This is a genomic window from Micromonospora sp. CNZ286 (assembly GCF_014207755.1).
On record NZ_JACHIZ010000001.1, the window covers coordinates 3,778,876 to 3,790,507 of the forward strand.

The following is an 11,632-nucleotide window of genomic DNA, read 5'->3' on the forward strand; positions in this document are numbered from 1 at the left end:
GGATTTCTACCACGCATCGACGGATGACGACAGATGATGATGGCGAAAGTTTTCACGACGGAAACGATCATTGAAGGGTATCGACAGAACGGCAGATGCCGGTATAGCGTGCCCGCACTCACATCCGTCGATCGGTGAAGCGCCGTCACCCGAGGAGCGCCATGCCCACGTCACGATCCCCCCGTCTGCGACGCCGAGGTCTGCTCGGCGTACCCGCCCTGGTGGCCGCCGCCCTCGCGGTGGCCGTCCGTCCCGGTACGGCGCACGCCGCGCCGAAGGCCGAGTGCCTCGCCGACCTGCTCGGGGAGCAGTGATGGCCACCATTCCCTGGCTGGTGGACGTGCTGCGTGGCGCCGGCGTACAGGTCGTGGTCGAGGGCGACTGGCTCAACCGGATGCGCTCCGGCTCGTTCGACCCGATCGGCGTGCTCTGGCACCACACCGCCGCCACGTCCAGCGCCACCAACCCGCACCCGGCGCTGAACATCTGCATCAACGGCCGGTCCGACCTGCCCGGCCCGCTCTGCCAGGCGCTGGTGGACTACCACGGCGTGTTCCACGTGATCTCCGCCGGCCGGTGCAACCACGCCGGCACCAGCGGCGGCAGCGGCCCGATCCCGGCCGGGGACGGCAACACCCTGATGATCGGGTGGGAGATCGACTACAACGGTGTCGACCAGCGGATGACCACCGCCCAGTACAACGCGAGCATCGCGGCCACCGCCGCCGTGCTCAAGCGGCTCGGCCGGGACTCCAGCTACGCCCGCGGCCACCGGGAGACCAGCACCACCGGCAAGATCGACCCGTCCTTCATCGACCTGAACACGATGCGCGCCGACGTGGCCGCCAAGATGGCCGGCGGTGGCACCGGCTGGACGTCGATCGTGGACAACGCGACGGCGGGCCGGTTCACCGCGAGCGCGAGCTGGGGCACCTCGACGTACTCCGGGCAGCGCTACGGCGCCGACTACCGCTACGCGGACCCGGTCGCCGCGAGCGACGCGGCCTGGTACAAGTTCAACGTTCCCCGCACCGGCAACTACCGGGTCGAGGCGTGGTGGCCGGCGAACGCGGGCTACAACGCGGCCACGCCGTACGTCGTCGCCACCACCACCGGCAACCGGACGGTAGTGGTCGACCAGCGGGCGACCGGCGGGCAGTGGCGCTCGCTCGGCACGTTCACGCTGCCGGCCGGGGACGCCAACCGCGTCGCGGTCAGCCGATGGAGCTCCGCCGCCGGCCTGGTCATCGCCGACGCGGTCCGGCTGACCGAGGTCTGACCCCGGGCGTACCGACGCGGCCGGGTGGGCGCCCCACCCGGCCGCGTCCGCCGTCGGTCAGCGCAGCGACCGGAAGGCGGCCCGCATCTCCTGGGCGAACAGCTCCGGCTGCTCCCAGGCGGCGAAGTGCCCGCCCCGGTCGAGCGTGTTGTAGTGGATCAGGTTCGGGTACGCCCGCTCGGCCCAGCTGCGCGGCGCGAGCAGGATCTCGTCCGGGAACTGGCTCACCGCGGCCGGGACCTGCACGCCCTTGGCGGCGAAGAACGACAGCGCGTTCTGTGCGTAGAGCCGGGCCGAGGACACACCCGTGTTCGTGAGCCAGTAGAGCGTGACGTTGTCCAGGATGTCGTCACGGCTCAGGCCGCCGGGCCGGCCGGCGAACGCGGCGCAGATCAGGTCCAGGCTCGCGGCGTCGTGGTCGAGCATGAACGTCGCCAGCCCGACCGGCGAGTCGGCGAGCGCGGTCAGGGTCTCCGGGCGGGTGGTCATGATCAGCGCGTACGCGGAGTGCTTCCAGAAGAAGTCGATCCGCTCGCAGGCGGCCCGTTCCTCGGCCGAGAGCCCGGACGGCAGGTCGGCGAGGGGGTTGTTCACGCCGGTGATGCCGGTCTGCAACAGCGCGTCGATGTCCGGCGGCACCACGCACGGCATGTTCGTGTGGATGCCGGCCAGTTCCGGCGGCGCCTGCACGCCGAGCATGTCGGTGATCAGCGCGCCCCAGTCGCCACCCTGGGCCACGAACCGGGTGTAGCCCAGCCGCCGCATCAGTTCGGTCCAGGCGCGGGCGATGTGCTGCGGATCCCAGCCGGGCCGGTCCGGCTTGCCGGAGAAGCCGTAGCCGGGCATCGACGGGATCACCAGGTGGAACGCGTCCGAGGCGTGGCCGCCGTGCGCCGTCGGGTCGGTGAGCGGACCGATGATCTTCAGCTGTTCGATCACCGACCCGGGCCAGCCGTGCGTGACGATCAGCGGCAGCGCGTCGGGGTGCGGCGAGCGTACGTGGATGAAGTGGATGTCCAGGCCGTCGATCTCGGTGACGAAGTTCGGCAGGTCGTTGAGCCGCGCCTCGACCTTGCGCCAGTCGTACCCGGTGGCCCAGTAGCGGGCGAGCGCCTGGCTGGTCTCCAGCGGGACGCCCTGCGACTGGTCGTCCACGGTCTGCCGTTCCGGCCAGCGGGTGGCCGCGATCCGGTTCCGCAGGTCCTCCAGGTCCGCCTCCGGCACGTCGACGCGGAAGTCGCGGATGCCGGCGGCGGTACGCGTCGGCGTCATGGTCTTGACGGCCACGGGTTGTCCTCCTCGGGTCGGGTCAGGGACCGAACGTGAAGACGTACGCGCGGAGACCGGACCGCTCGGCGCGCAGGGTGAGCCGGTGCTCCCCCGGCGTCGCGCCGTCCACCAGCCGGATCATCGCGGCCCGGTCGACGACGGCCGTGCCGTCCGGGTCCACGTCGGCGCCGCGCGCGTCACCGGCCGGTTTCCCGTCCAGCAGCACCCGAACCGCTGCCGGTCCCTCCGGTCCCGGGTCGGCCACCAGGTTCACCTCACCGGCGGTGAACGGCAGGACCAGTTCCGCCCCGGCACTGCCCGTCTCGACGTACTCGCCCTCGACCCGCCAGTCGCCGGTCAGCGCGTACGTGCCGGGAACACCCCGGTCGGCGCCGAGGTAGGTCTCCGGGGTGATCCCGGCGTACGTGGGCTGCGGGCTGGTCACGAACGCGGTCACCTCCGCGGTGACCGGCGGCAGCGCGGGCGTGGGCGTGGCGGCCTCGACCAGCCGCCGGATCAGCGCCTCGGTCCGGTCGTAGCCGCCCTCGCCGATCCAGCGGTCGGCCAGCCGCCCGTCGGCGTCGAAGAGGTACCTGGCCGGCCAGGCGTCGTTGCGCAGGGCCCGCCAGAACGTGTAGTCGTCGTCGATCGCGATCGGGTAGGTGAGCCCGTGGTCGCGGATCGCCCGGTCGATGTTCTCCGGAAGCCGGCCGAACGCGAACTCCGGCGCGTGCGCGCCGATCACCGTGACCCCCAGGTCGCGGTAGTCGCGGTGCCAGGCCCGCACGTACGGGGCGGTACGGATCCAGTTCACGCAGGTGTACTCCCAGACGTCCACCAGGACCACGCGTCCGCGCAGCTCCTGCGGCGTCAGCGGCGCGGAGTTCACCCACCGGTGGACGTCGATCGGCGGCAGCCGGGTCGCCACCGCGGCCCCCGTCATCCGGCCGCGCCGCGCGGTGATGGTGTGCCGGTCATGCGGGCTCCCTTCCGAGTACGTCCGGCGGCGGTTACCCGGAGGGCGCGGCTTCGAACGGGCCGCCCGCCCGGCCCGCGGGCGTTTGCCCCCGGCCCGGCCGGGTAGGACGCTGCGCCACCCGAGGGCGGGCCGTGCAGGCGGCGTGGGCGGCCGGGACGTCGCGGAGGGTCGATGACGGCTGGACCAGGGCGGGCACAGGCGCCGTCGGGCGAGGTGGTGGAGCTGCGGGTGCACGGCGTCTCCGCGGGCGGGGCCGCCGAGGTGCTGGACCGGCCGCTGGTCCGGCAGGTCGCGGGTGACCGCAGCGCCGGCTTCTACCGTCCCCGTCACGGACACGCCGACGAGCACGGGGCGGGCGGGGTGACGCTGGAGGCGTACCAGTGGAACGACCTGCCGTCCGGCACCGCGCTGCGTACCCTCTCGCTGCTGTTCCTGATGCCCTTCATGCTGCTCAACGTGGCCGTGTGGATGCGGCCGGGGGACGCCGTCGGCGGCGCGGTCGTGCGGGCGCTGTGCCGGGTGCTGGGGTTGAGCCTGACCGCGCTGTACGTGCTCGCCGGCGCCGGGGTGGCGCTGGACCTGGTGGCCTGGCAGTGCCTGTCCGTCCCGGCCTGCATCGCCGACCGGGAGTGGCTGTCCTGGATGGGCGGGCGGCCGGTGGGGCTGCGGCTCGTGGTGCTGGCGCTGGTCCCGGCCGCCGCGGTGAGCCTGGTCTGGTGGGGCGCCCGGCGGCCGGGTCGCTCGTTCACCGCGTTCCGGGCGCCGGAGCGGGCGTCCGCCGGGCCGCCGCTGAGCACGATCGGCCAGTGGGACGCCGAGCCGCTGATGGGCCGGCTGCGTTCGATCCACATCGCGGCGGCCTTCGCCACCCTCGACGGCTGTCTGCTGGCCGCCCGGGCCGCGCAGGGTGTCCCGCCCACTGTGGCGGCGCTGCTGGCGGTCACCGGCGCGGTGCTGCTCGCCTGCGTGGTACTGGTCTGCGTTCCGCCGCTCGTCGACCGGGCGCCCACCGACCCGCGACGTGACCGGGTCGCCCGTGCGCTGCGCGCCACAGCGGTCGGGCTCACCGTCGTGGTGGCCGGGTACCTGCTGTTCGCCCCGGCCCGCTGGCGTACCGGCGGGGGCCTGCCCGGCTACGGCTCGATCCTGACCTGGCTGCTGGTGACGCACGCGGTCCTGCTGGGCGCACTGGGTGCCGTGCTGCTCTGGCACCGCCTGCGGGTACGCGGCCACCGGCCGCCGAACGGGCTCGGCGCGCTCGTGGTCGCGGCGGCGGCGGGCGGGCTCGCGGTCGCGTACTCCGCCGAGCTGGTCCAGCGCACCGCCGACCTGCTGGACCGGGGCGTGTCCCCGGCGGACGACATACCGGGTCCGGCGCGCGCGTACACCTGGGCGATCTACGGTTTCTTCCGGGCGTTGCTGGTCACGCTGGCGGCCGCCGCAGTGGTGGCGCTGGTGTCCCGGCGCGGCCGGACACGGGCCGCCCAGGCGATCGTCGAGCGGGACTTCCCGGCGCCGCCGGCCGAGGCGGCGCCGCGGCTGCGGCAGGTCCGGACGATGATCGTCCGGGCCCGGTTCACCGACCTGATGGTGCCGTTGGCGGTGCTGTTCGCCGTCATGGCCGGGGCGGGCGCGGCGACCACCGCGATGGCGCTGGTCCGTCCCGAGCCGGGCGAGACGCTGGAACGCCGCACGCACGTCCCGGCCGAGCTGGTCATGTTCGGCATCGAGGTGGGCGGGGTGGCGATCTCGGCGGCGGTGCTGGCCCTCATCCTCGCAGGGGTCTTCGCCTACCGCAGCCCTGGGTTCCGGCACCACGTCGGCGTGCTCTTCGACCTGGCCACGTTCTGGCCCCGGGCGGCGCACCCGTTCGCACCGCCCTGCTACGCCGAGCGGGCCGTGCCGGAGCTGGCCCGGCGGATCACGTACCTGGTGCACAGCGGCAGCGGGGTGCTGCTCTCCGGCTACAGCCACGGATCGGTGCTCGTCGCCGCGACAGTCCTGCAACTGCCGGCGGAGATCAGCGCACGGGTCGCCCTGCTCACCTACAGCTCGCCGCTGCGTCGGCTCTACGCCCGGTTGTTCCCCGCCTACGTGGGCGACGAGATGCTGCGCGGGATCGGCGGCCGGCTGGGGTGGCGGTGGCGCAACCTGTGGCGGGACACCGACGCGCTGGGCGGATGGATCTTCTCCCCACACCGCGCGGACGAGCCGGCCCGCGTCAGCGGCCCGGAGGCGGCGGTGGATCGCCGTCTCCGGGATCCGGAGAGTTTGGTGGCGCCCGCCTGGGACAGCGTCCCGCCGCCGATCCAGGGTCACCTCCCGTCCGAGGACGACCCGGCGTACGCCGAGACGGTGCGGGACCTGGCCGGGCGGCTGCGCGCCACCGGACCGTGACGCGGACGGGTCACGCCGGAGGGTGGTCCGCCTCGAACCGGTCCCGGGTGAGGAACGCCAGCCTCGCCCGCTTGTCCGGCATGTCGATCTCGTCGCCGAGCGTGAAGCCCTCGATGCGCAGCCGGCGCAGCATCGCGTCGTTGCGCACGTCCGGCTCGACCACCACGCGGCGCGCGGCCGGGTCGCGCAGCAGGAACCGGATCAGGGCCGGGAAGACCGCGCCGGTCAGCGAACCCGGGTACGGCCGGGGCGCGTCGAGCAGCAGGTGCGTCCCCACGTCGCCGGGCTGCACGGGGTAGCGCTCGCCGACCGGGTCCGCCTCCGGCTGGTAGGTCTGGAACAGCCCGATCGGCTCGCCGTCGAGCCGGATCAGGTACGCGTGGTGGGTGTCGAGCCCGTCGACGAACGCGTAGATCTCGCGTACCTCGTCGACGGTGTGCGAGCCCATGCCCCAGAACCGGTTGCGGGGCCGGACCACCCAGCCGTGCAGCAGGTCCGCGTGCCGGTCGGGGCGTACCGGCTCCAGCGCCAGCTCGCCGAGGCCGGGGATCCGTTCCAGGTGGATCACGTCGTCTCGTCTCCCGTCAGTGGGCCGTCGGGCACCGGGATCAGCGTCCCGGCGGCCCAGTGGGTCAGTTGGTCGGCGAAGTGCGGCTCGTCCGGGCGCCCGGACGCGCCGAAGGGGACGATCCAGCGGCTGGCCGCCCGGTCGGTCAGGTCCCACACGTAGCGGGCCACCGGGCCGCGCCAGCAGGCGTCGGAGATCCCCGGCACGCTGGAGGTGGCCAGCACGCAGTCGGTGTCGCCGCCGAGCGCCACCCGCCGCCGCATCGCTGTCACCGCGTCGGTGATCGCCGGGGCGACGCCGAGGTGCACCGGGTGCAGCAGGTGCCGGCTGCCCCACTCACCGGGCGCCGGGCCGGCGGCCACCTCGGCCAGCGCCTCGGCCGCCGGTTCCGCGAGGTCCGCGCCGAGGGCGGTGGCCAGGTGGTCCAGCGCCAGGCCGATCCGGGCGGCCGGGTCGGTCCAGGGGGCGAACAGCTCGTCGAACCCGCACGGCTCGTCGAGGCCACGCAACCTCGGGTGTACGCGCAACCGCCGGGCCAGCGCCGCCCGCCAGGCCGCGTACGCGCCGGCCCCGGCCGAGCCGGCCGCCATCGCCCGGTCCCATCCGCGCAGCCGCAGCAGCAGCGCGCGGGCGGGTTCGTCGAGCCGGTCCGGGTCGAGCCGGTCGAGCAGCCGGTACAGCGGTCCGGCCGGGAGCCGGTCGTCCGTGTGCACTGTGGACGGCTCGGCGCCGTCGGCGAGCAGCGCCCGGATCCGGCGGGCCCGGTGCGGCGGGGCGAAGTCGGCACCGTGCGCTGCGACGTCGTCGCGCCGGTCGTTGGCGCACACCGCCACGCCGTCCACCGGCTCGTCGACCAGCGGCAGGTAGCCGCCCCGCCACCGGTAGGCCGGCTCCCAGGCCGGCACGGGTTCCCGGCGGCACCGCTCGTCACGTACCGGGACCAGGCCCGCGACCAGGCGGCGGACGCCTCCCCCGGTGTCGGCGGCGAGCACGCTGTTGACCGGCTCGACCCAGTGGCGCAGCGCGTCGGCGACGTCGCCCGTACGCCGGGCACGCAGCAGCGGCAGCAACGCCTCGAAGCCGAGCCGGGCCTCGACCCGGCTCGGGGTGCGCAGGGCGATCGCCTCGCCGGTGACCCGGTCGTGGTCGATCACCGGCCCGCGGGGCGTCTCGATCACCTCGACCGTCTCCGGGGCGCCGCCGCGAACCTCGATCTCCTCGACGTGGCGCGCGGCGGGCGTCCAGCCGTCGGCGTCGCGCACCAGCACGCGGTTACCGTCGCGGCGCAGCCGTTCGCGGTAGAGGTCCTGGTAGTCGGCCATCGCGTTGGTGACGGCCCAGGCCACGCGGCCGGTGTGGCCGAAGTGCGGCACGCCCGGCACGCCGGGGAAGGCCAGACCGACCACGTCGAACTCCGGGCAGGCCAGCCGGACCTGCTGGTAGACGCCGGGGAGTTCGAGCAGCCGGTGCGGGTCACCGGCGATCAGCGGGCCGCGCCCGGTGGCCGGATCGGCGGGCACCGCCCAGGCGTTGCTGCCGGACGAGGCCGGTCCCTCGACCGCGAACAGTCCGGCCGCCTCGGGGCCGAGCGTCCGGGCCACGTGCGCGTGCCAGAGCTTGTTCGGGAACGTGGAGAACAGCACGTGCTGGACGAGGAACACGCCGAGCGGTGACCAGGGGTGCCACGGTTCGGGCGCGGTGCCGGTGGCGGCGAACTCCGGCGCGGCGGCGGCGCCCTCGGCGAGTCCGGAGTTGACCCCGTCGACGTACGCCTCGACCCACCGCCGGGTGTCAGGGTCCAGCCGCTCGTAGCAGCGCCGGGCGGTGTCGTCCAGCCGTACGCGGCGGGCGAACCGGTCCCACGCCAGCTCGGCCGGGCCGACGTGGGCGGCCAGGCGACCCTCGGCGCGCCAACGTTCGACACTGATCTGCCAGGCCCGGTCGACAGCGGCGACACGCCCCTGCAGACGCGCCAGCGCGTCGGCGTCGCCGGCCCACAGCTGGGGCACGCCCCACTGATCGCGATCGACGTGTGTCATCGTCTCGCGCCGCCTCGGCGCGCCGGGCGACGGTTCCGTTCGACAGTCAACTTAGGATAACCTCCCCTAACCGAGGGCGACCTTACCGCGACGCGGGCGGGGCGCCAACCGGCAGTACATGCGGGACAAAGCACCCCGAGTCGTGCTTGCTAGTTAGGCCAGCCTAACCTAACCTGATCGCCGCGGCTGATCGCCGCGCGTCCTGTCCGTACGACCGCTGGGAAGTCGCATGAGTTCGATCGGGAGCCCGACCGGCGCCGCGCCCGCCGACACCGGCAGCGCCGCCGCCACGGCACGCGGCCACCTGTTCAACGCCGGCTCGCTCGGTCGGTACCGGGACGTGCTGGCGCGCGGCGTGGACCGGGTCGCCCGCCGGGTGGGCGAGGCGGACCGGCCGTTCACCGGCGTCACGCCCGACGAGCTGGCGCCGCTCATCGGTGCCATCGACCTGGACCGGCCGCTCGGCGATACCGACGCCGCCCTGGACGAGCTGCACGACGTGTGGCTGCGTGACGCGGTCTACTTCCACCACCCGCGCTACCTGGCCCACCTGAACTGCCCGGTGGTCATCCCGGCGCTGCTCGGCGAGGCGGTGCTCAGCGCCGTCAACTCCTCACTGGACACCTGGGACCAGAGCGCCGGTGCGACGCTGATGGAGCGGCGCCTGATCGAGTGGACCGCCGGGCGCATCGGGCTCGGCGCCACCGCCGACGGGGTCTTCACCAGCGGCGGCACCCAGTCGAACCTCCAGGCGATGCTGCTGGCGCGCGAGGAGGCGTACCGCACTGTGGTGGGCGGCGGCACGACCGGTCGGCCGGACCGGCCGCAGGTGCTGTCCAGGCTGCGCATCCTCACCTCCGCGGCCGGGCACTTCAGCGTGCAGAAGGCCGCCAAGCTGCTCGGCCTGGCCGCCGACGCGGTGCTCACCGTGCCCACCGACGCCACCCGCCGGATGCGCACCGACGAGCTGGCCCGCACGATCGACAGCTGCCACCGCGACGGTCAGGTGGTGATGGCCGTCGTCGCCACCGCCGGCACCACCGACTTCGGCACCGTCGACCCGCTGCCGGAGATCGCCGACATCTGCGCCGCCGCGGGGGTCTGGCTGCATGTCGACGCCGCGTACGGCTGCGGCCTGCTGGTCTCACCCACCCGCCGGCACCTGCTCGACGGCATCGAACGGGCCGCGTCGGTGACAGTGGACTACCACAAGTCGTTCTTCCAGCCGGTCAGCTCCAGCGCGCTGCTGGTCCGCGACGGCCGGGTGCTGCGCCACGCCACCTGGCACGCCGACTACCTCAACCCGGTCCGCGCGGTCGAGCAGGGGATCCCGAACCAGGTCGACAAGAGCATCCAGACCACCCGCCGGTTCGACGCGTGCAAGCTCTGGCTGACCCTGCGGATCATGGGACCGGACGCGATCGGCACGCTGTTCGACCAGGTCGTCGACCTCGCGGCGCAGGCGTGGCGGCGGCTGGACGCCGACCCGCGCTTCGAGGTGGCCGCGCCGTCGCAGCTGAGCACAGTGGTCTTCCGGTACCGGCCGTCCGGTCTCGCCCCCGATCTGGTCGACGAGGCCAACCTGCACGCCCGCGACGCGCTCGCCGCCTCCGGCGCGGCCCTGGTCGCCGGCACCAAGGTCGACGGCGCCCACCACCTGAAGCTCACCCTGCTCAACCCCGAGACCACAGTGGACGACGTCGCCCACGTGCTGGACCTCATCGCCGACCACGCCGCCTGGTACGCCCGGACCGCGGCCGCCGCCGAGCTGTCCTGCCCGGTCTGACCCCCCGTCGAGGAGAACGAGAATCCCCATGTCGACCCACGACTTCATCGCCGTCGGGCTGGGCCCCTACAACCTCGGCCTGGCCTGCCTCACCGCGCCGATCGACGACCTCGACGGCCTGTTCCTGGAGGCCCGCGACAGCTTCGACTGGCATCCCGGCATGCTGCTCGAATCCACCCGGCTCCAGACGCCGTTCATCGCCGACCTGGTCACGCTCGCGGACCCGACCTCGCCGTACTCGTTCCTGAGTTACCTCAAGGAGACCGGCCGGCTCTACCCGTTCTACATCCGGGAGAGCTTCTTCCCGCTGCGCGCCGAGTACAACGACTACTGCCGCTGGGCCGCCGGGAAGCTGCCGAACCTGCGCTTCCGGCACAGCGTCACCGCTGTCGAGTACGACGAGAGCGACGACCGGTACGTGGTGCACGCGGACACGCCGGACGGGCCGGTCACCCACCGGGCCCGGCACCTCGTGCTCGGCACCGGCACGCCGCCGTACCTGCCGCCCGCCTGCGCCGGCCTGGGCGGTGACATGATCCACAACTCACGCTACCTGGCGCACCGGGAGGCGCTGCGGGCCAAGGACAGCATCACGATCGTCGGCAGCGGCCAGAGCGCCGCGGAGATCTACCACGACCTGCTCGGCGACATCGACACGTACGGCTACCAGCTCACCTGGGTGACCCGCTCGCCACGGTTCTTCCCGCTGGAGTACACCAAGCTCACGCTGGAGATGACCTCGCCGGACTACGTGGACTACTTCCACGCGCTGCCCGAGCCGACCCGCTACGCGCTGGAGGCCGCGCAGAAGCCGCTGTTCAAGGGCATCAACGCCGACCTGATCAACGACATCTACGACCTGCTGTACGCCAAGAGCCTGCACGGACCGGCGCCGACGCGCCTGCTGACCAACACCGAGCTGGTCGAGGCGGCTTACGCCGACGGCCGCTACCGGCTCGGGCTGCGCCACACCGAGCAGGACCGCGCGTTCACCCTCGACACGGAAGGACTGGTGCTGGCCACCGGCTACCACTACCGGGTGCCGGAGTTCCTCGCGCCGGTACACGACCGGCTCCGCTTCGACGCGCACGGCCGCTTCGACGTGGCCCGCAACTACAGCATCGACCACACCGGCCGGGGCGTGTTCCTCCAGAACGGCGGCACCCACACGCACAGCATCACCTCGCCCGACCTGGGCATGGGTCCGTACCGCAACTCGTGGCTGATCCGGGAGATGACCGGCCGGGAGCACTACCCGGTGGAGAAGACCATCGCGTTCCAGGAGTTCGGCGCGCCGGCCGGAGCGCCGGCATGA

The 11,632-nt window shown here is 73.5% G+C and carries 9 protein-coding genes; 5 read left to right on the forward strand and 4 right to left on the reverse strand.

Going from position 1 to position 11,632, the window contains the following annotated elements:
• Nucleotides 1-161 precede the first annotated feature (161 nt).
• Both FHX31_RS17170 and FHX31_RS17175 read left to right on the forward strand, forming a co-directional pair.
• Nucleotides 162-314, forward strand: a complete 153-nt coding sequence (locus FHX31_RS17170; protein ID WP_013285768.1) for a hypothetical protein — start codon at nt 162-164, stop codon at nt 312-314.
• Nucleotides 314-1,279, forward strand: coding sequence for a golvesin C-terminal-like domain-containing protein (locus tag FHX31_RS17175; protein WP_013477199.1), 966 nt, complete (start codon nt 314-316; stop codon nt 1,277-1,279). The genes FHX31_RS17170 and FHX31_RS17175 overlap by 1 nt, the downstream gene beginning before the upstream one ends.
• A 57-nt stretch (nt 1,280-1,336) precedes the next feature.
• Here the strand turns inward: FHX31_RS17175 and FHX31_RS17180 are convergent, their stop codons facing one another.
• Both FHX31_RS17180 and FHX31_RS17185 read right to left on the reverse strand, forming a co-directional pair.
• Nucleotides 1,337-2,566, reverse strand: coding sequence for an epoxide hydrolase family protein (locus FHX31_RS17180; protein WP_013477200.1), 1,230 nt, complete (start codon nt 2,564-2,566; stop codon nt 1,337-1,339).
• Between the two features lie 22 nt (nt 2,567-2,588).
• Nucleotides 2,589-3,491 (reverse strand): redoxin family protein, encoded by a 903-nt coding sequence (locus FHX31_RS17185; RefSeq protein ID WP_013477201.1) that lies wholly within the window; start codon nt 3,489-3,491, stop codon nt 2,589-2,591.
• A gap of 207 nt (nt 3,492-3,698) precedes the next feature.
• Between FHX31_RS17185 and FHX31_RS17190 the strand changes: the two genes are divergently transcribed.
• Nucleotides 3,699-5,924 (forward strand): hypothetical protein, encoded by a 2,226-nt coding sequence (locus tag FHX31_RS17190; protein WP_184976763.1) that lies wholly within the window; start codon nt 3,699-3,701, stop codon nt 5,922-5,924.
• Between the two features lie 10 nt (nt 5,925-5,934).
• Here FHX31_RS17190 and FHX31_RS17195 read toward each other — a convergent pair whose 3' ends face one another.
• Both FHX31_RS17195 and FHX31_RS17200 read right to left on the reverse strand, forming a co-directional pair.
• Nucleotides 5,935-6,492, reverse strand: coding sequence for a GNAT family N-acetyltransferase (locus FHX31_RS17195; RefSeq protein ID WP_123109826.1), 558 nt, complete (start codon nt 6,490-6,492; stop codon nt 5,935-5,937).
• A complete protein-coding gene (locus FHX31_RS17200) occupies nt 6,489-8,531 on the reverse strand; it encodes a penicillin acylase family protein (protein ID WP_184976764.1) in 2,043 nt (680 codons plus the stop codon). Before FHX31_RS17200 ends, FHX31_RS17195 begins: the two co-directional genes overlap by 4 nt.
• A gap of 229 nt (nt 8,532-8,760) precedes the next feature.
• Here FHX31_RS17200 and FHX31_RS17205 point away from each other — a divergent pair, with 229 nt between their 5' ends.
• Both FHX31_RS17205 and FHX31_RS17210 read left to right on the forward strand, forming a co-directional pair.
• Entirely contained in the window at nt 8,761-10,317 is a 1,557-nt protein-coding gene (locus tag FHX31_RS17205) for a pyridoxal phosphate-dependent decarboxylase family protein (protein ID WP_091328691.1), read from the forward strand.
• A gap of 28 nt (nt 10,318-10,345) precedes the next feature.
• Entirely contained in the window at nt 10,346-11,632 is a 1,287-nt protein-coding gene (locus FHX31_RS17210) for a lysine N(6)-hydroxylase/L-ornithine N(5)-oxygenase family protein (RefSeq protein WP_184976765.1), read from the forward strand.